An 18,708-nucleotide genomic window follows, 5' to 3' on the forward strand; every position below is an offset into this window, starting at 1 on the left:
CCCCGGGGGTATACATCGACGGTAGCAGAATTACCCCGGGGGGTATTCCCGGGTTTTCAGGGCGCGTACTGAACCCACCGGACCCCGCAGCGAGCCGAGGGCGCCGTTCACCCGGAAGGAGCCACATCCGAGAGGTGCTCGAAGCGTGGGGTCGAAGAGGGATTTGCCGAGACGGTCACACCGCCAGGGAGGCATCCGGCGGCCAAGACTTCAGCACCCTCGCCGAGACCGAGCCCATGACCCGAAGCAGGTGGCTCAGTGCTCCCGGGTTTTCGACGGGACCGCAGCGCGCGGTGGACGTTCCGGTCTCAGCCGCGCCTGGAGGCGCATGACGACGTGGCCGAGGCCGGACAGCGCGGCGGCGATCGCCAGGTCGGTGAGCGGAAGTGGCTCCGTACCCAGCAGGGCCCGCAGGGGAGGCAGGTAGACACCGGCCACCTGAAGGCTCAGTGCCGTGCCGACGGCGACCAGCAGGAACGGGTTGGCCAGGCTTCCCGGGCGGGCCCGGGAACCGAGTGCCACGCCGAGCTGCGTCGCGCCGAGGATCAGGAACATCATGGACTGCCAGGGGCGGCCCGTCTCCCGGGCCCAGACCCCGGCCACAAGGGTCACTGCGGCGACGAATGCCCCCATGAAAAGGATGCGCGGCCACAGGCCGGCGCCCAGCACGCTCTCCTCGGGAGGCCGCGGCGGGTGGCGCATGGCATCCGGGGCGACGGGCTCCGCCCCGAGGGCGACACCTGGCAGGCCGTGGGTGAGCAGGTTGATCCACAGAATCTGCGCGGGCAGCAGCGGCAGCGGCATCCCGAGGAAGGGGCCGAGGAGCATGACCAGGATCTCCGCAGTGCCTCCGGCGAGCGCGTAGAGCAGGAACCGGCGCACGTTGGCGTAGACCCGGCGGCCCTCCTCGACGGCCGACACGATCGTGGCCGGGTTGTCGTCGGCGAGCACGAGATCGGCCGCCTGGCGTGCCACCTCGGTGCCGCGCCGCCCCATGGCGACGCCGATGTCGGCCCGGCGCAGAGCCGGGCCGTCGTTGACGCCGTCCCCGGTCATCGCCACCACGTGCCCGTCCCCGCGCCATGCCTGGACGATGGCCAGCTTCTGCTCGGGAGTGGTCCGCGCGTAGACCCGTACGCCCGTCAGGTCGCCCGGTGCGCCTTCCCGGATCCGCTCGCCTGTGGTGACCTCCTCGTCGCGAGAGGCGATGCCGAGGCGCTCGGCCACGGCCCGTGCGGTCAGGGGGTGGTCGCCGGTGATGAGTACGGGGATGATGCCGGCTCGTTTGCAGGCGGCCATGGTCGTCTCCGACGCACTACGGGGCGGATCCAGGATGCCGACGAGGCCGAGAAGGCATAGGCCCGATTCCCATGTCGGCGGCCGCTCGGCAGGTTCATCGTGGTCGGCCGAGGCGACGGCGAGCACTCGGTACCCGCTGCGTGCCAGCGCCTCCGCCTGAGCGGCCGCCCGGGCGAGCAGGTCCGGACCGTCGGCCAGGATCTGCGGCCGGAGCATCACTTCCGGCGCTCCCTTGCACGCGACCCGCAATCCGCCCTCCCTCCGACGGTGCACGGTCGTCATGCGCTTACGGGCGCTGTCGAACGGAATCTCCTCCACGCGGGGCAGCTCGCGGTCCAACGCGGCTCGGTCCAGCCCGAGGCGGGCCCCGGCCGCGAGCAGGGCTGCCTCCGTGGGATCGCCCAGCGCGCGCCACTCCGCGTAGCGGTCCGACGGGGGCTCCAGTGCGGCGTCGTTGCACAGCATCGCGACACGCAGCAGCGCCGCCAGGTCCGGGGCACCGCCTGGGGTGACCGTCTCGCCCTCGCGGACGACCCGACCCCCAGGGTCGTAGCCCGTGCCCGTGACTGTGGCCTCTCCGCGTGGCGTCCACAGCTGTTCGGCTGCCATTCGGCCCTCGGTCAGGGTGCCGGTCTTGTCGGTGGCGATCACGGTCACGGAGCCCAAGGTTTCCACTGCGGGCAGTCTGCGGACGATGGCCTGCCGGTCCGCCATCCGCCGTGCTCCCAGTGCGAGAGCCAGCGTCACGACGGCGGGGAGGGATTCCGGAACGGCCGCGACGGCGAGGCTGATCGCCGCGACGATCATCAGCTCCACGGGCTGGCCGCGCACCAGCCCGAGAGCGAGAACCACGGCACACAGCGCCACCGTGACAGCTGCCAGAACCCGGCCGAACCTCGCCAGCCGATGCTGCAGCGGAGTCAGGCCAGGCGCGCCGCCCATCAGGGAAGCGATCCGCCCGAGCGCGCTGTCAGCTCCCGTGGCCGTGACCACCACACGCCCGTGGCCACGGACGATGACCGTGCCCGCGGACACGGTGCCGCGCGACGTGTCGCTGTCAGCGGCCTTCTCCACCGGAACAGACTCTCCCGTGAGCGAGGATTCGTCCGCCAGCAGCAACGATGCGGCCAGTACGTCCCCGTCTGCGGGAACGATGTCGCCCTCGGCCACCAGGACCAGGTCACCGGGCACCACCACGGCAGCCGGGACGGAACGTTCCTCGCCTTCCCGAACAACTCTGGCAGCGGGGGCACTCATGGCGGACAGGGCGATGACGGCCTGCTCTGCCCGTACCTCCTGCACCACGCCGACCACTGTGTTCACCGTGATCACGAGCAGAATCACGGCGGCGTCGGTGAGATCACCGGTGGCGATCGTCAGAGCGGCGGCCACGAGCAGGACCAGGATCAACGGGTCGCGCAACTGCTGCAGCACCCGCCGCCACACGGGGGTGCGCGGCTCCTCCGGCACCTCATTGGGACCGTAGAGCTTGAGCCGCCGCGCGGCCTCGTCCAACGACAGACCCGCTGTTCCGGGTGTCGTGCTCCGGAGCTCGTCCACGTCCTCATCAGGTCCTTCGGCAGCCCCTGCGCTGGTTCACTGCCTCGGCGGAGCTGCGGCACCCGCCGGGTCAGGTAGGAAGGGTGAGGAGCGCATCGATGAGGTAGACGGTGGCGTTGGCGGTGGTGATGTTGCCGCAGACGATGTTTGCCGTGTCATTGACCTTGTACGAGGCACCCGAGCCGGAGGTGGTGAGCTCGGAGCCCTCCCGCGTCTTGAACGAGCCGTTCGGCAGCTGGCTCGGTCTGATGTCGTCATCCACCACGTGGTAGGTCAGTACCTTCTTCAGCTCCTCCGGGTCCTTCAGCAGTGAGTCGCGCTGTGCCTGGGACAAGCTGTTGAAGGCGTGGTTGGTAGGCGCGAAGAGGGTGATGTTGTCCGATCGGTTGAGGGTGTTGTCCAGCCTGGCCTGCTTCAACGCCGAAGACAGCTGTGCCAGCTGGCGGCTTCCGGCCGCAGCATCCGCCACCCTCTGCTTGGCCATGGTGGCGACACTGCCTTCACCGCTCCTAGGCAGTTCCGAGCAGTCGGGGCCGAACGTTCCCGTCGGGCTGGGAGTCGGCTCCTGTGCGTAGGCCTGCGAGGCGAACGCGCCAAGCGTGAGCGGAAACGCGACCGCTCCCGCGATGGCGGCCTGTGCCATACGAGCTCCCTTGAACATCATCGCGAATCCTCCTGGGACGGAGTTTGTGAACGTGCCGACGGCCGCCCGACCGGCCATGGGACCGCGCCGTCTCCACGTAACCAGCCCTCACGGGGGAACGCACTTCGGGATCGTGGAGCCCCCGGTGACCAGGGCCCCCAGACCCCTGAGGTGGTGCAGAAATCGGGGTGACGACGGGCCGAGCTGCTCCTGTCTCATCCCAGAACGCTCCGGTGTACGCCCTTTCACTTCAGGTGCAGGGTGATCACGATGGCGTGAGGCCGCGCCCGTGGTCGGCGGCGTACGCAGTGAAGACTTCCGTCGGTGTGCCACCGGTGTGGAGAAAACGCTGGTCGAGGATAGTGGCGAGGTCCTCCAGCGCGCCGGCGAGCAGGTCGGCGGACAGACGCACATCCGGCCGTCGGGCGGCGCGTCCGCGATGGGCGAGGTCAGCGGCGTAGCCGATCGTGGCCGCGAGGGACGAGTGGTCCTCACCGTCATGGAAGTAGTAGGCCTCAGCGTACTGGGTGAAGTCGATCCGGACACGCGCCACCTCAGTGGCCAGGCTCTCCAGCAGCGTCGCGCCCAGCGTCCAGTCGAGCTGCTGGACGGACGGGGCCGAGCGTTCAAGGAGCGCCAGCCGGATCGCCAGAACCCTCCTGCGGGTGAGCGACGGGTAGATCTCAAGGACCCAAGAGACCGTGGCCGTCAGGAGGGCGAAGCCGACCAGGGCTTCCAGCGGCGAGACCACGCGAAGCCAGCCATCGGCAGGCGCGATGTCCCCGAGCCCAAGAGTGGCGACGGTGACGAGCGACAGGTAGACGGAGTCGAGCAGCGCCGGTTGCTCCAGCGCCTTGGAACCAGGCGCGAAGGTGAAGGCCCCGGGCATGTGGGGCCAGTAGATGATGGCCCAGCCCAGGATGATGATCATCGCCACATCCCGACCACGGTCACCATGGCGAGTGGTCCGACGAGCCCGACCACACGCCTGCGGGCACGGAGGTGTCGGGCCAGTCTCCACAATACCGTCATGACGAGCCTGCTCAGGCCACCGTGACGGGTTGGGTGCCAGAGCGTATGGAACAAGTCCCGCAGGGCGGCCATGACCAGACCAGCACCTGCCAGCGAGACCAACCACTCCATGCACCACTCCCATGGTCCTGTTCTGCTTCAGCGGCCCGAGTAGTACCGTCGCCGCTCCCGCCGTCCGGCTCGGTCCTCGTCTCGGAGCCTAAGCCGAAGACAACACCGCAGATCGCCCCGAATCGCCGCAACTGCGGCCTCCCGAGGACGGACAACCAGCGGCGTCAACACAGCAAGCTCGTTGCTGAGTGGGCGTCTCGTTCGGCTTCGGTCTGCCAGGCGGATCACCTTGTCGGCAGCAGGAGCGTGCAGGTTTCTCCCGGTGCGACGGTGACGGCCCGGTCGGGCAGTACCACCCGGATCGATGATTCCTCCGAGTCGGGTACACCGATCCGCAGCCGTCCGCTCTGCAGCCGTACGCCGACACCCCAGTGACCGCGGTAGCGCAACGAGAATCCGTACTCGGACAGTGCCGGCAGCGGAACGGGGTCCAGCCACAGGGCGTCCTCGCGGGTCTCCAGGCCGGTCAGGCCACGCTGGACCAGGTCGAGGGTCCCGGCCATGGCGCCGAGGTGGATGCCCTCGCCGGTCGTGCCGCCCTGGATATCGGCGACGTCCGCCTCCAGGGCTTCCTGGCAGTACTTCCACGCCTCGGCCCGCCGGACCCGGGCGAGCACCCAGCCGTGGACGAGTCCGCTGAGGGTGGAGCCGTGGCTGGTGCGCTGAAGGTAGTAGTCGACGGTCCTGCGCCAGACCTCGTCGTCCAAGCGATACCCGAGACGGCGGAACAGGTTCTGCAACTCTGTGGGCGAGAAGAGGTAGCCGAGCATGAGGACATCGGCCTGCTTGGAGGCTTGGTAGCGGTTGACCGTGTCGCCCTCGGCCTCGAGGATCCGGTCCAGCCGACGGATGCTGTCGTACCGCGCCCGGTAGGCGTCCCAGTCGAGCTCGGCGAGATCGCCGTAGCCGTCGAACTGGCTGATGACACCCTGGTGGTAGGGCACACGCAGCCGCCGCGACACCTCGTCCCACTTGGGGAGCTCGTCGCCGCCAAGCTTCACGCGCTCGAGCAGTTCCTCCCGGCGCCAGGCGGGCAGGCTTCGCAGGAGGTCCAAGGTGCGGCACAGGACCCAGGCGGCGGTGACGTTGGTGTACGTGTTGTCGTCCAGGCCGGGGCGGGCGGCACCCGGGTAGCTGTCGTGGTACTCGTCGGGGCCGACCACTCCACGGACGCGGTAGCGGCCCGTCCCGGGGTCGAAGACGGCGGTGTCCGCCCAGAAGCGGGCGATCTGAAGCAGCATCTCCGCACCCTTGGTGTGCAGGAACTCGGTGTCGCCAGTGGCCTCGCAGTACTGCCACACGTTGTAGGCGATCGCCGAGCCGACGTGATGCTGGAGCCGGGAGTGGTCCGGCAGCCAGCGGCCCGAACGGGGATTGAGATGCAGCCGCTGGGCCTCCTCACGGCCGTCACTGCCGCTCTGCCATGGGTACATCGCCCCGGCCCGACCCGCTTCCCGGGCTGCGCGGCACGCCTGCGGGAGGCGTCGGTGGCGGTAGTTGAGCAAGGCGCGGGAGACCTCCGGGAAGTGCAGGTTCAGATACGGGAGCACGAACAGCTCGTCCCAGAAGACATGGCCGCGGTATGCCTCGCCGTGCAGCCCCCGGGCCGGCACGCCCACGTCGAGGTCCGCGGTGTGCGGTGACAGTGTTTGCAGGACGTGGAACAGGTGCAGCCGCAGGACGCGGCCGGCCTGGCCCGGCACCTGGACGTCCGCGCGCCGCCACAACTGCACCCACGCGGTGACGTGAGAGTCCATCAGGGCAGGGAAGTCCGCGCCTGCGGACACCCGGTCGACCGCTGCCCCGAGCGGGTCGCTGATCGCCGGGTCGCGTGAGGTGTGCAGCGCCACGGTCTTGTCCACGATGACGGGTCGGCCCGGTGCGATGGGAATCACCAGGCGGCGGACGGCTCGGTGGCGAGCGGGTTGAAGCCGCGACGATGTCGGCGGCTGCCCGGTGACGACCGTACGGGCCGCCATGGCGATACCGATGTCCGAACTGTTGGTGCGGCAGTGGAGCCACACTGTGTCGGACTCCTCGACCCCTGTCTGTACGTGGGCCAGGTGGCTCCGGTTGAGGGACCGGTAGCGGTGCACGTTGCCGTTGACGACGTCGCCGTCGATCGCTGACTCGACTTCGATCTCTCCCGACCAGTCCTCGGCAGTGAAGACGGTCCGCAACACGGCAAGATGAGGGTCCGCCATGTGCACCACGCGAATCTGCTCCACGCTCACCACTCCGGCCTCGTCGTCCCGATAGCGGAACGTGCGAGTGAGCGTGGCGCGGCGCAGGTCCAGGGTGTGACGGTAGTCGAGGAAAGTGCGGGTGGCCGGGGTGAACCACGGGCCTGTCGATCCGTCGGCGGGGCGGAGACGGAACGTCAGGGGCAGCCAGTTCGGGAGGTTGACGAGGTCTTCGTTCACCACTGGGCGCCCCGCAATGGTGGACTCCAGGCGGTTGTAGCACCCGGCCGCATACGTCCCGGGGTAGTGCACCAGGCCCGCCCTGCTCTCGGGTACGGCCCCACGAGTGGCGAAGTAGCCGTTGCCGAGCGTGCACAGCGATTCACGCAACCGCTCGGCGGCTGGGTCGAATCCCTCGTACTCCCACGTCCACTCCGACATCCGCCGTCCCAACCCCCTCTCCGTTCACGAGATGTACGGGAGCGCGGCCCACGCGTCGGAGCTCAGTCTCGCTGAGGGATGACGGCGACGGGGCACTCGGAGTGATGCAGCAGGGCGTGGGCGACACGGCCGAGCTGCAGGCCGAAGTGGCCGTGCCGCCTCAGAGCGCCGACGACGACCAGGTCGGCATCGGCCGACGCTTCCAGGAGGACCTTGTGGGCAGGACCTTCGACCGGCTTGCGGTGTACATCGACCTGGGGGTGCTCTCGTACTGCCTCACGCAGCGCGTCGGTGAGAACGGCCGAAGCTCGTTCCTCGTGCACACGCTCGGCATCATCCGCGATGAGGGGCTGGTCCGCGGGCTCATGGGCGGGGCAGCGCCAGGCTTGCACGGCCTCCAGGGCGCAGCCGCGTGCTTCGGCTTCGCGGAACGCGAACCGTACGGCACCGGAGCTCTCGGTCGAGTCGCCTACGCCGACCACCACCCGCCCGACGGCTCCCCGCCGGCTCTGCTCCGAGCCGCGGACCACGATGACCGGGCATACGGCACGGCCCGCCACGGTGAGGCTGACCGACCCCAGCAGCAGCCCGGTCAGCTCGCTACGGCCCCGGGAGCCCGTGACCAGGGCGAATGCCTCATGTCCCTCGTGTAGTAGCGCGGACACGGCGTCGTCGGGCAGCACGTCGCCCGACACCTTCACCTCTGGATTGCGCAGCCGGGCGCGTTCCGCGCTGGACGCGATGATGTGTTCCGCCATGACCTCTTCGGCGGGACGATCGGTGCCGAAGGACGGGCGGCCTCCCTCGTAACGCTCCCACAGGGAGGCATAGACCAGGCGCGATGACAGGCCGTGGCGTGCCGCTTCGTCCACCGCCCAGTCCACCGCTTGCAGGCTGGAATCCGATCCGTCTACGCCCACGACCAGCGGGAGTTCCATCCTCCCCACCGCCTTCCTTTCCGGCCACTGAGAGCACCCCTCTGAATACCGTCGCACCGCCGAGGGTGCGCCGCGACATGCGGACCGGCTCTCAGATCAGGAGCCCGGCCGGGTTGCACCGCGCCGGTTTGCGGAGATGGTGGAGTCATGCGGCCGGTCGGCCCACCTCCGTGCCCTTTCAGACCCTGGAGCCGGGCGCCTTCTCGCCAGAGGATGGAGCTGAGCGGGACACGTGGCACACGCGGGCCACACCTGCGAGAGGGAGCCAGCAATGAAGCACAGCAAGATCGGCAACCTGATGGTGCAGGACGTCGTCTCGGTGATTCCGCAGACCCCGTTCAAAGAGATCGCCAAGCTGCTCGCGGTGCACCGGATCAGCGGCCTGCCAGTGGTCGATACCGACGACAAGGTGCTCGGTGTGATCTCCGAGAGCGACCTCATAGTCCGCCAGGCGGGCGTTTCACCCGAGGCGGAACCCGTCCGCAACGCGCGGCCGGCCTGGCGGTCGCCGCCGGCCGGCGGCGACAACACCGAAGGCGCCGCAGACACCAAGGCGCAGGCGATGAGCGCCCGGGACCTGATGTCGCACCCCGCGATCACCGTCAAGGCCAACGACACCATCGCCGTGGCCGCCCGCACCATGGCGGAGCATCGCGTCGAACGGCTGCCCGTGGTGGATGAGGAGGACCGCCTGGTGGGTATCGTGACCCGCCGCGACCTGCTTCAGGTCTTCCTCCGGCCGGACCCTGACATCCGCCGTGAGATCGTCGACGAGATCCTGGACCAGACCCTGTGGCTGTCCCTGGACACGGTCCAGGTGCATGTGATCGACGGTGTGGTCACCCTCGAAGGACAGCTGGAGCGGTTCAGCGACATCCAGGTCGCGGTCCGGCTGGCCCAGGAGGTGGACGGCGTGGTCTCCGTCATCGACAGGCTGACCTACCGCATTGACGACTCCAGCTCGCAGCCTGCCCGGAGGAAGCCACCTCCCGTACCTGAAGACGCCGGGCGCGCCGCGGTCCATTGGGAGAGGTCCCCGTGATCACGGGGCGTGGTCTCCTCAGGGCGCGGCCCCGAGGACCGGCGCCGGGCCTGAGCCCAAAAACGCTGACGCGAAAGGAGGTCTGAAGTGCCTGAGACCCCGCACATCGTGAGCGATGTGATGACTCCAAGGGTGGTAGCCGTCGGGCGCGAAGCGACCTTCAAGGAGATCGTGCGGACCATGGAGGAGTGGAAGGTGAGTGCCCTGCCGGTCCTGGAGGGCGAAGGGCGCGTCATCGGTGTCGTATCCGAGGCCGACCTGCTGCCCAAGGAGGAGTTTCACGACAGGGCAATGAGCCTCTACGAGCAGCGGCAGCGCCTGCCCGACATCGCCAAAGCGGGAGCGGTGACCGCGGAGGAGCTCATGAGCACCCCTGCCGTCACCGTGCACCCCGACGTCACCTTGGCACAGGCTGCGCGGATCATGGCCGTGAAGCACGTCAAGCGGCTCCCCGTGGTCGATGACGAGGACATGCTGCAGGGCATCGTCAGCCGTGCCGATCTGCTGAAGGTCTTCCTGCGCCCGGACGAGGAGATCGAGGAGGAGGTCCGCCGCACGGTGATCGCCTACCTCTTCCCCGCGTTCAGCCACGCCATCCACGTGAACGTGCACGAGGGAGTCGTCACCCTCCGCGGGCAGATCAGCGACACCTCGCTCATTTCCGTTGCCGCACGCCTTGTCCGCGCCGTGGAGGGCGTCGTGGACGTCGAGTCCCATCTCACCGGCAGGTCCTCCTCACGGACCGGACCCGCGGGCGCAGAGTGACAGCTCCGCCGACGCGGAACCGGCGCCACGGGTGGTCAGGGCTGGATGTCTAGCACTTTTGGCACCGGGCGGCGGGGCGTGCTGGGGCCTTCGGGGCCGTATCCAAGACGCAGCACCATCTGCGTGTAGCCCCTCCCCGACACCGGATCCCGGAGCGGCCAGCGAAGGTCGGTCCATTCGATGGCCTGGGTGGCGAAGGAGCTGGACAAGCCCTCAAGGGTGGCCAGCAGCAGGACGCGTTCCATGGCCTGGCCTGCACGCAGCCAGTCCACCGGGCGGTCGTCCGTCGTGCTGAGGATGGCCAGCTGAGGGGACTGTTCGAAGTCGGCGGAGCCACGACCGGCGACCGGCCTGGTTCCGGCGAAGTCGCGCATCGGGGCCTTGCCGCCGCGTTTGCGCGGCCCGAAGGCGTAGTCCGGGATCCCGTCAGGAGCCGTGTTGACAGACGGGGCGTCGATACGGGTCCATTGCGCCAGATCCTCGTCGCTGCCGCTGTCGGTGATGTTGCGGCGCTCGGCTTCCTGAACCAGTTCCAGCACCTCCTGCTGGTGCCATGGACCGGGAAAGGACAGCCTGGCTCCCTCACGGTCGGCGGCGTCGCTGAGGGCCGTCCGTACGGCCTCGGGGATCTCCGTCTCCTCGAATGGGAAGCGGCTGCTGTGCCGACGGTGAGTTGCCGGATACAGCGCGGCAAGGTCGCTCTCGCCGCCCCCAGCGCCGGTCAGCTGCACGGTCGCGAGCAGCGCAGGGTCGTCAGGGTCGGGAAGCAGCCGGACTGCCGGGTACCAGCCTCCGTGCACCACCGCGACCCGAAGATTCAGCAGAGCGGCGCCGCAGCCGAGGTGAAGGCCACGGGCGTCGGGGTCCGAGTGCGGCATGACGCGGTCGAAATCGGCGCGAAGGTGGAAGGTTCGGCTGCCCTGGAAGTAGCGGAACCGCCACGGCTGCGCATTGTGCATCGACGGGGCCGCAGCAGCGTCGTAGACCAGGGCCGTCACGCGATCTTCGGATGGTGCTTGTTGGATCATCGCAGCCTCTCTTCACCGAAGCGTCAGTCCTTCGCTGCTCACTGATCGGCCGGACTGATACGGCGGCCGGTGAGGCGCTGGGGCTGGATCGACACCCACATCTCGCGTTCGCCACCCGCCCATGGCTTGGTGTGAGCGCCATCGGTCAGCCGTCGCACCGCGTCGGGCTCCGTGACATGCCGCGCAGGGCCGACGACGAGAACGCTCCAGCCCTGGCTCGCGGCCTCGTCCAGATGGTCGACCTCGAAGGCGACGTCCGTACCCACGGCCGCCGCGGGCACTGAGTCGGGCGTGGTGCGGAAGGCGATCACGTCGTCGATGACTTCGTAGTTCACCGGGACGACCGCCGGGCCGTCGGGGGTCGTCACCGCGATGCGGCCCACACCGTGGGTGGACAGCCGGGCGCCGCACTCATCGGGGTCGAGGTCCAGAAGCTGAGGGTGGAGGAGGGCCTGGCCTTGGCCGGGCGGCAGATCGATGCCGCCACCGCGCAGGGCTGCGACGCTCGTTCCCAGCGCGGCCGCCAGTCGGATGAGAGTCCCCAGGCTCGGGTCCGCCGGGCTTTCTTCGAGGTACGCCAGGTAGTCCGGCGCCATTCCGGCGCGGCTTGCCGTTGCAGCCCGGGTGAGCCCCTGCCGCTTGCGTTCGGCGGCCACGCGCCGGCCGATGTCGCCGGGATTGGGTGCCCGGTCGGGCCGGGGCCTGTCGGATTCGGCTTCCGCTCCCTCCGTGCCCGGCCCGGAAGGCGCATGAGGTGTCTCGGGCTCGTGCTCCACGTGATGGATATGCGCGTCGGGCCCGGGGAAGACCAGCGTCACCTCGTCCGTGTCTGACCAGCGCACGTCGTAGGGGGGTGTTCCATCCGCATGGTGGAGTCCGACAATCTCGCCGTCGCGCCTGGTAGCGCCGGTGGTCGGGCTTTCGATGACGAGTTGGTCGCCGAGGTGAGCTCGCATGATCGCCGCCGTTTCCTCAGAATGTTGCTGTACCCAACGTGCCACGCGCAGCGTGCCGCTGCACGGGCCGAGAAGACCTGATCCGGGGCCGACCAGACCGGTCTCGAAACCACTGGCTCGGGCCCACTTGCCTCAACGCGGGCCTGAGCTGCTCACTGGTGGGCGACTGGTTCCTGACACGCTTGACACGTGACCACGACTGGCTGTCACGGACCTCGAAGGGAAAGGCGACATGCACCACCGAACGGTCGCAGAGCTCATGACCCGACAGGTCGTCCGGGCGCGGCGTGACCTGCCGTTCAAGGAGATCGTCAAGCTGTTGGCGGACAACGACGTCACCGCCGTACCCGTCGTGGATGAACTGGACCGCCCCATGGGGGTGGTGTCCGAGGCCGACCTGCTACGCAAGTCCGCGGACCAGGCCGATCCGTCCGGCCGGACACCGATTCCGCATCTGGAGGCGTGGGAGCGGGCCAAAGCCGAAGGGGCCCGGGCCGAGGAGCTGATGTCGGCTCCCGCCGTGTGCGCACGTCCGGAGTGGACCGTGGTCGAGGCTGCCCGCCTCATGGAGGTACACGGCGTGAAACGGCTGCCGGTGGTGGACGAGACGGACAGGCTGCAGGGCATCGTCAGCCGCAGCGACCTGCTGCGGATCTTCCTGCGTCGTGACGACGCCATCCGCGAGGAGATCACTCGGGACGTGCTGCAGCGGACGATGGGCCTCGCTCCTTCAGAGGTGACGGTCGACGTTCGTGAGGGGCAGGTCACCCTGGACGGATCCGTCGAGTTCAAGAGCTTGGTCCCCATCATCGAACGGCTGTGCCGGAGCGTGGACGGCGTGGTCTCGGTCTCGACGCACATCGCGTACCGGACTGACAACGCCAGGAGTCCCGCCACTGGCACATGAGCATCCAGGACCCGGGATGTGCACGGCCGGCGGAGCCGTCGGCCACTTTGTGGAAGAGACGTGCACGCGGGCCCGGTGTGGTCCAAGCAGACTCCGGCGGCCCCGCTGACCTCCTCACCTGGGTATGGACCGATGCGATCCGGATGTGCTTCGCTCCGAACTCCGGGGCCGCGCGGTAGGGGCCAGGGTCTCCTCTTCGATGCGTCGCCCGACGCGGTCGGCGAGTGCGCTCAAACGCTCGGAGACCGTCGCCCGAGGCGCTATCGGGGCTCGGATCAGCTGGGCCGTCGGCGGCAGTTCGGCCAGATCAGTGGCGAATCTCTCCCGGCACTCGTCGAGCGTGGGCCTCGCGCTGGTGCGCCGCCCGTTCTGCATCACCGTCTTCAGCAACGGCCTCGCTCCCTCAGGTGGCTGCTCGTCGGCGAGGCAGATCACGTCGGCGTAGCCGGCGCGGCGGAACACCTGCTTCGGGCCGGGTACCGTCACTTTCGCCGAGGAGAGCTTCATCACCGGGCGGCCGTCGTATTCCACCATCTTGTAGGCGGAGTCCAGATACGGGGCGTCGGCCGAGACCCCGACGCGGGTGCCGACGGCGTAGGTGTCGATCGGCGCACCGGAGCGCACGAGTTCGTCCAGGGCGTATTCGTCGAGACTGCCGCTGGCGACGATCCGTACATCCGGCAGTCCGGCGGCGTCGAGGATGGCGCGCGCCCGTACCGCCAGGTCTCCGAGGTCGCCGCTGTCCAGCCGGATCGCCGAGCCGGGCCGGCGGTCCAGATCCCTCAATACGCGCGCCGCGATGTGGACACCCGCCTCGGTGTCGTAGGTGTCCACCAGGAACGTCACCGGGCCGGGGTGGGAGCGAGCGAAGGCACGGAACGCCTTCTCCTCCGTCGCGAAGGCCTCGATGAACGAGTGGGCCATGGTGCCGACCGCGGGCACGCCTTCGGCCGTGGCCGCGGCGACATTGCTGGTCCCGGCGAAGCCCACCATCGCGCTCAGCCGTGCGGCCTGGAAACCGGCCTGGGGCCCGTGGGTGCGCCGCAGGGAGAAGTCCACGACCGGGTGCCCGGCAGCGGCGAGCACGCACCGCGCGGCCTTCGAGGCGATCGTCGTCTGGTGGCTGAGCTGGTTGAGCACATACGTCTCGACCAACTGCGCCTGCGGAAGCGGGGCCGTCACCTCGAGCAGGGGCTCTCCGGCGAGCACGATGCGCCCCTCCGGCACCGCGCGTACCTGTCCGGTGAACTCCAGGCCGAGCAGCGGCTCCAGGTCCCGCCGCGGCCGGTGCAGCGCAGCAGCGAAGGCATCGACGTCCTCGGGGCCGACACGGAAACCGGACAGGAAATCCAGTGCCGACTCCATTCCCGCGGCGACCAGAAAGCCGCGGTCGGCAGGCAGGTTGCGGACGAAAAGGCTGAACGTCGCCGGTTCGGTCATCCCCTCCCGCAGATACGACATCGCCATCGTCACCTCGTACAGATCGGTGGTCGTCGCATCGGACATCACCTCACCTCCTCGGCACCCGGTGCGGGTCCCCGGACTGTCACCGGCGGAAGCGCCCGGACCAGCGGGGCTCCACCAGGTCCCACTCGGCGTCCCACTGCGCGTACCTTCTACGGTCCAGCACGAGACGCATCCCCCGCCTCGCGGCGACCACGGCCGTGGCCACGCCGACCGCCGTCATGCTGCCCACCAGCCATCCCGTGGCCGTCGCGTTGTCCACGGTCATCGGCGGACTCCTGAGAATTCCGTCCCGGTCCAGCCAGACCCGTACGGTCGCACCCTCGGCCGTACCCGCCTTCACGCGCGCGGTTCCGGTCCTCGCCTTGCCGTCCGGGCCGGTCCAGCGGACCTGCGCCCGTTGCCAGACGTCGTCGGCACCACCCCGCGCTCCTTCTCCTACGGCTGGCGCGACCACCCGAGCGGTGATCGCCTGCCGTTCCGCCGACTGGGCCTGCACGATACGCATCGACGACTCGTAGGCCGCCAGCCCCGCACTCACCGAGGCCACCGGCAGTCCCAGGGCAAGGACGAGTATCAGGAAACGGAAGAACCAGGATTCGAAACTGTCGGACGTGCGCCTCAGCGGATTTGCCCCCGTGGACAGGCGCTCCTGGTCCGGCTGGTGAGGACCGGATGCGTACGGCGAACCCTGGGCACTCATGGCCTGCCTCCAGCTGTCGCTGGTCCGTTCCCCACCACGATCGAACGACAGCCGATCCCCGTCACAGGGCCGAAGGTCCCCGGCGGACGGCCGCCCGGGACCCGACTGACGAGTCCTCCCTCAGCCGGTGACCGTCATATCTGCGGAACGACCGCGACCGGACACGGTGCGTGATGCAGTACCGCATGGTTGACCAGTCCCAGCTGCAGGCCGAGGTGCCCACGCCGCCTACGGGCTCCGACGACCAGCAGGTCAGCGCCTGACGCGGCCTGCAAGAGCACCTGACGTGCGGGCCCCTCGACGACCTGGCGGCTCACCGGGACGCTGCGGTACTGCTCTGCGGGGCCGCGCAGTGCGTCGTCGAGTACCTGCGCCGGCGGGCGCTGGTGGGCCTCGAGGGCATACCCGGACGGGGGCGGCGGCTCGGAGAGGGCTCCGAACGGGACACTCCAGGCGTGCAGCGCAATCAGCCGACAGTGCCGCACGTGGGCTTCGCGGATCGCGAACTGCACTGCCGTGCCGCTTCCCTCCCCGTCCTCGACGCCGACGACGACGCATCCGAACCGACCCTCCCTGTACTCGGCCCCGCCGCGCACCACGACGACCGGGCAGTCGGCGCGTGCCGCTACCGCCAGGCTGACCGATCCCAGGAGCAGCCCGGCGAGGTCTCCGAGTCCTCTGGAACCGAGGACCAGCGCGAAGGCGTTGCGCCCCATGCTGACCAGGGCGGACGCGGGGTCCTCACGGAGCACCTCGCTCGACAGCCGCACCGTGGGAGCACCCTTCCTGGCCCGTTCCGATGCAGCGGCGATCAGGTCGGCCGCCTCGTGGTCCGGCGCAACCGAGTGCACGAGGTGGAGCGGCACGTCGTGCCGGAGTGCCTCGTCGGCGGCCCAGTCCACCGCCTCCAGACTCGCCTCGGACCCGTCGATCCCGACCACCAGGGGAATCGCCACGCTCCCACCTCCACCCGTGCCGGACACCACGCCCTTCCCAGCCCCGTCACGGGTGGGTCCGCATGCGCCGCGGGAAGGTTTGGGGTACTCCTCGAATGAGACGGGGCCGTGCTCGGCGTGCCGGCGCAGTTCGGACAGGCGGACTCGTTCACCGTCATTCCAAGCTTCTTACGAGACGGAGGACGTCGCCATGGAGCCGGTCATCACGGTGGGGCTCGACGGCTCACCCGAGAGCCTGGCTGCCGCACGTTGGGCCGCCGACGAAGCGGAGCGGCGCAAGCTCACGCTGCGTCTGCTGCACGCGTGGCCTCTGCTGGCGCCGGAACCGACCCGCATCCCCTCGGAGATCGATCAGAACTACTGGGCGAAGCGGATGGTCCACAACGCGCGGGCGGAGATCCAAGCCCGCCACCCGGGCCTCGCCATTGTCGGAAATCTGGTCGCCGAGGACGCCCAGGACTCACTGCTGCAAGCGGCGTCGGAGTCCGAAATGATCGTCCTCGGCTCGCGGGGGCTGACGCCCGTCGAGAGCTACTTCCTGGGCGACATCAGCATGCCCGTTGTGGCACGGGCCGAGCGGCCGGTGGTCCTGGTACGCGCCGAGAAGCGCGAAGAAGGGCCACCGCCCACTCCAGGTGCGGCAGGTGCCGTAGTGGTGGCGCTCAAACTCCACGGCCCATGTGACGACCTGCTCGACTTCGCCTTCGCCACCGCCGCGGCGCGCCGCATGCCTCTTCGCGCCGTCCATGGCCAAAGCGTGCCGCTCCATGCATACACCCCCTGGGGCGTGGACCATGACGTCACAGAAGAGATCGCACAGGACGCGCAGAAGCCGCTGAGCCAGGCCCTCCGCCCCTTGCGCGAGAAGTTCCCTGCTGTGCAGGTGATCGACGTGGTCCGACTCGAAAGCCCCGCCAAGGCCGTCGTACAGGACGCCGAGAGCGCCGGGCTGCTGGTGGTCGGCCGACGCAAGCACCGTCCCCCCTTGGCCCCACGCCTGGGTCCCGTAGCCGAAGCCGCCATCCATCACGCGCGCTGCCCCGTCGCCGTCGTCCCCCATGACTGAGCCGAGCCACGATGGGGAGCCGACGATGCCGGTACATCAGGCCGACGCATCCGTGCTCCGGCCCAGCACCGGCCTCCATGCTCCACCGCTCCCCCGCGCAGAGGTGCGCGAGACCCACACCGCGATCGTGTTCTTCGCCGGTGACCGCGCCTACAAGCTCAAGAAACCGGTCGATCTGGAGTTCCTGAACTACACCACCGTGGCGGCTCGGCGGGCCGCGTGCGAGCGGGAGGTCGCTCTCAACCGTCGCTTCGCCCCCGATGTCTACCTGGGCGTGGGAGAAATCCGCAGCCCGAACGCGGAGGCGCCCGAACCGCTCGTCGTGATGCGCCGCATGCCGGCGAACCGCCGCCTCTCCCAGCTCATACGAGAAGGCGCCGACGTCGACGACGTCATCAGAGCCGTCGCCCGCCAGGTCGCCACCCGACACGCGGACGCGCCCCGCAGTCAAGAGGTGGACGAACAGGGCACCCGGGACGCGCTGTTGTCGCGCTGGGCAGCGAGCTTCACGCAGGTCCGCGAGCTGGCCGGCGACAGCCTCCTGCCTGACGGCGTGGCGAAGGTCGAGCGGCTGGTGCGCCGCTATCTGGCCGGACGCAAGCAGCTGTTCGATACGCGCATCGAGCAAGGGCGAGTGGTCGACGGACACGGCGATCTGCTCGCCGAGGACATCTTCTGCCTCGACGACGGCCCCCGCGTCCTGGACTGCCTAGAGTTCGACGATCACCTGCGCTACGTCGACGGCCTCGACGACGCCGCCTTCCTCGCCATGGACCTGGAACAGCTCGGCGCCCCGGAAGCCGCAGCATTCTTCCTCGCCCAGTACAGCGAGTACTCCGGCGACCCCGCACCACCGTCCCTGTGGCACCACTACGTCGCCTACCGCGCCTTCGTCCGCGCCAAGGTCTCCCTGATCCAGGCACGCCAGGGCGCACCCGGCGCGGAGGACGCGTCACGGCGACTGGTCACGACGGCGGTGCGCCACCTGCGCACCTCCGCTGTCGGCCTGACGCTCGTCGGCGGCCTGCCAGGCAGCGGCAAGTCCACGCTCTCCGGCGCCCTCGCCGATCGCCTGGGCGTCACGCTGCTCAGCAGTGACCGCCTCCGCAAGGAGCTGGCGGGCATCCCGGCCCAGGAGTCCGCGGCCGCTGCCTACGGCGAAGGGCTGTACACGCCGGAGTGGACCGCCAAGACCTACGCGGCCCTCCTCGACCGCGCATCCACGTTGCTGTCCTCCGGGGAGTCCGTCGTCCTGGACGCCACGTGGTCCGATGCGGGACAGCGCGAAGCCGCCGAGCGCATGGCCGAACGCACCAGCGCCGACCTGGTGGCCCTGCACTGCCAGGTTCCCAGCGACGTAGCGGCGACCCGCCTCAACACCCGCGCCACCGGAGCATCCGACGCCGACCTCGACGTGGCCACCGCCATCGCAGCCAAGGAACCGCCGTGGACAGAGGCCGTCACGATCGACACCAGCGGCCCCTTGGAATCCGCAGTCGTCCAGGCACTGGCAGCCGTACGGCCGTGGGGCACTGGCCAGGCCCCGGTCTTCCGCCGCTCCTACATGGAGCCGGACTGAGGAGAGACACGGCGACGCGGCAGCGAGGAATCGAC

General features: G+C 69.4%; 15 protein-coding genes. 5 read left to right on the top strand and 10 right to left on the bottom strand.

Annotated elements, in window-relative coordinates; translation table 11 throughout:
• Positions 1–255: 255 nt before the first annotated feature.
• From ACZ6ZQ_RS13295 to ACZ6ZQ_RS13315, 5 genes are all read right to left on the bottom strand, one after another.
• Positions 256–2,859 (bottom strand): cation-translocating P-type ATPase, encoded by a 2,604-nt coding sequence (locus ACZ6ZQ_RS13295; RefSeq protein ID WP_469768645.1) that lies wholly within the window; start codon positions 2,857–2,859, stop codon positions 256–258.
• Between the two features lie 70 nt (positions 2,860–2,929).
• Positions 2,930–3,502 carry a fasciclin domain-containing protein gene (locus ACZ6ZQ_RS13300; RefSeq protein ID WP_469768646.1) on the bottom strand — a complete coding sequence of 191 codons (573 nt, stop codon included), beginning with the start codon at positions 3,500–3,502 and terminating at the stop codon, positions 2,930–2,932.
• Positions 3,503–3,767: 265 nt separating this feature from the next.
• Complete coding sequence (locus tag ACZ6ZQ_RS13305; protein ID WP_469768647.1) at positions 3,768–4,433, bottom strand: potassium channel family protein; 666 nt, start codon at positions 4,431–4,433, stop codon at positions 3,768–3,770.
• A 436-nt stretch (positions 4,434–4,869) separates the two neighbouring features.
• Entirely contained in the window at positions 4,870–7,269 is a 2,400-nt protein-coding gene (locus ACZ6ZQ_RS13310; protein WP_469768648.1) for a glycoside hydrolase family 65 protein, read from the bottom strand.
• A 62-nt stretch (positions 7,270–7,331) separates the two neighbouring features.
• The gene (locus tag ACZ6ZQ_RS13315; RefSeq protein WP_469768649.1) at positions 7,332–8,207 is read right to left on the bottom strand and encodes a universal stress protein; all 876 of its coding nucleotides are present in this window, start codon (positions 8,205–8,207) and stop codon (positions 7,332–7,334) included.
• A 271-nt stretch (positions 8,208–8,478) separates the two neighbouring features.
• Between ACZ6ZQ_RS13315 and ACZ6ZQ_RS13320 the strand changes: the two genes are divergently transcribed.
• A complete protein-coding gene (locus ACZ6ZQ_RS13320; protein ID WP_469768650.1) occupies positions 8,479–9,249 on the top strand; it encodes a CBS domain-containing protein in 771 nt (256 codons plus the stop codon).
• An 87-nt stretch (positions 9,250–9,336) separates the two neighbouring features.
• Complete coding sequence (locus ACZ6ZQ_RS13325; protein ID WP_469768651.1) at positions 9,337–10,014, top strand: CBS domain-containing protein; 678 nt, start codon at positions 9,337–9,339, stop codon at positions 10,012–10,014.
• A gap of 35 nt (positions 10,015–10,049) precedes the next feature.
• Here the strand turns inward: ACZ6ZQ_RS13325 and ACZ6ZQ_RS13330 are convergent, their stop codons facing one another.
• Both ACZ6ZQ_RS13330 and ACZ6ZQ_RS13335 read right to left on the bottom strand, forming a co-directional pair.
• Positions 10,050–11,042, bottom strand: a complete 993-nt coding sequence (locus tag ACZ6ZQ_RS13330; RefSeq protein WP_469768652.1) for an Acg family FMN-binding oxidoreductase — start codon at positions 11,040–11,042, stop codon at positions 10,050–10,052.
• 38 nt (positions 11,043–11,080) lie between these two features.
• On the bottom strand, positions 11,081–11,998 hold the full coding sequence (locus ACZ6ZQ_RS13335; protein WP_469768653.1) for a DUF1918 domain-containing protein: 918 nt from the start codon (positions 11,996–11,998) through the stop codon (positions 11,081–11,083).
• Positions 11,999–12,230: 232 nt separating this feature from the next.
• On the opposite strand from ACZ6ZQ_RS13335, the gene ACZ6ZQ_RS13340 reads away from it, so the two are divergent.
• Positions 12,231–12,905 carry a CBS domain-containing protein gene (locus ACZ6ZQ_RS13340; RefSeq protein WP_469768654.1) on the top strand — a complete coding sequence of 225 codons (675 nt, stop codon included), beginning with the start codon at positions 12,231–12,233 and terminating at the stop codon, positions 12,903–12,905.
• Positions 12,906–13,019: 114 nt separating this feature from the next.
• Here the strand turns inward: ACZ6ZQ_RS13340 and ACZ6ZQ_RS13345 are convergent, their stop codons facing one another.
• From ACZ6ZQ_RS13345 to ACZ6ZQ_RS13355, 3 genes are all read right to left on the bottom strand, one after another.
• Positions 13,020–14,411 carry a nicotinate phosphoribosyltransferase gene (locus ACZ6ZQ_RS13345; protein WP_469768655.1) on the bottom strand — a complete coding sequence of 464 codons (1,392 nt, stop codon included), beginning with the start codon at positions 14,409–14,411 and terminating at the stop codon, positions 13,020–13,022.
• A gap of 40 nt (positions 14,412–14,451) precedes the next feature.
• On the bottom strand, positions 14,452–15,072 hold the full coding sequence (locus ACZ6ZQ_RS13350; RefSeq protein WP_469768656.1) for an Rv1733c family protein: 621 nt from the start codon (positions 15,070–15,072) through the stop codon (positions 14,452–14,454).
• A gap of 134 nt (positions 15,073–15,206) precedes the next feature.
• Positions 15,207–16,028: a universal stress protein gene (locus tag ACZ6ZQ_RS13355; RefSeq protein ID WP_469768657.1), complete on the bottom strand. Its 822-nt coding sequence runs from the start codon at positions 16,026–16,028 to the stop codon at positions 15,207–15,209.
• 190 nt (positions 16,029–16,218) lie between these two features.
• On the opposite strand from ACZ6ZQ_RS13355, the gene ACZ6ZQ_RS13360 reads away from it, so the two are divergent.
• Positions 16,219–17,094: a universal stress protein gene (locus ACZ6ZQ_RS13360; RefSeq protein WP_469768658.1), complete on the top strand. Its 876-nt coding sequence runs from the start codon at positions 16,219–16,221 to the stop codon at positions 17,092–17,094.
• Positions 17,095–17,197: 103 nt separating this feature from the next.
• Complete coding sequence (locus ACZ6ZQ_RS13365; RefSeq protein WP_469768778.1) at positions 17,198–18,673, top strand: bifunctional aminoglycoside phosphotransferase/ATP-binding protein; 1,476 nt, start codon at positions 17,198–17,200, stop codon at positions 18,671–18,673.
• Positions 18,674–18,708 lie beyond the last annotated feature (35 nt).

Source organism: Streptomyces sp. NPDC053673, from assembly GCF_055585225.1.

What these genes read in the sequence shown, in the direction of transcription:
- ACZ6ZQ_RS13300 (WP_469768646.1), bottom strand. Translation starts at nt 3,502, where the DNA reads ATGGCACAGGCCGCCATCGCGGGAGCGGTCGCGTTTCCGCTCACGCTT.
- ACZ6ZQ_RS13305 (WP_469768647.1), bottom strand. Translation starts at nt 4,433, where the DNA reads ATGATCATCATCCTGGGCTGGGCCATCATCTACTGGCCCCACATGCCC.
- ACZ6ZQ_RS13310 (WP_469768648.1), bottom strand. Translation starts at nt 7,269, where the DNA reads ATGTCGGAGTGGACGTGGGAGTACGAGGGATTCGACCCAGCCGCCGAG.
- ACZ6ZQ_RS13315 (WP_469768649.1), bottom strand. Translation starts at nt 8,207, where the DNA reads ATGGAACTCCCGCTGGTCGTGGGCGTAGACGGATCGGATTCCAGCCTG.
- ACZ6ZQ_RS13320 (WP_469768650.1), top strand. Translation starts at nt 8,479, where the DNA reads ATGAAGCACAGCAAGATCGGCAACCTGATGGTGCAGGACGTCGTCTCG.
- ACZ6ZQ_RS13330 (WP_469768652.1), bottom strand. Translation starts at nt 11,042, where the DNA reads ATGATCCAACAAGCACCATCCGAAGATCGCGTGACGGCCCTGGTCTAC.
- ACZ6ZQ_RS13335 (WP_469768653.1), bottom strand. Translation starts at nt 11,998, where the DNA reads ATGCGAGCTCACCTCGGCGACCAACTCGTCATCGAAAGCCCGACCACC.
- ACZ6ZQ_RS13340 (WP_469768654.1), top strand. Translation starts at nt 12,231, where the DNA reads ATGCACCACCGAACGGTCGCAGAGCTCATGACCCGACAGGTCGTCCGG.
- ACZ6ZQ_RS13345 (WP_469768655.1), bottom strand. Translation starts at nt 14,411, where the DNA reads ATGTCCGATGCGACGACCACCGATCTGTACGAGGTGACGATGGCGATG.
- ACZ6ZQ_RS13350 (WP_469768656.1), bottom strand. Translation starts at nt 15,072, where the DNA reads ATGAGTGCCCAGGGTTCGCCGTACGCATCCGGTCCTCACCAGCCGGAC.
- ACZ6ZQ_RS13360 (WP_469768658.1), top strand. Translation starts at nt 16,219, where the DNA reads ATGGAGCCGGTCATCACGGTGGGGCTCGACGGCTCACCCGAGAGCCTG.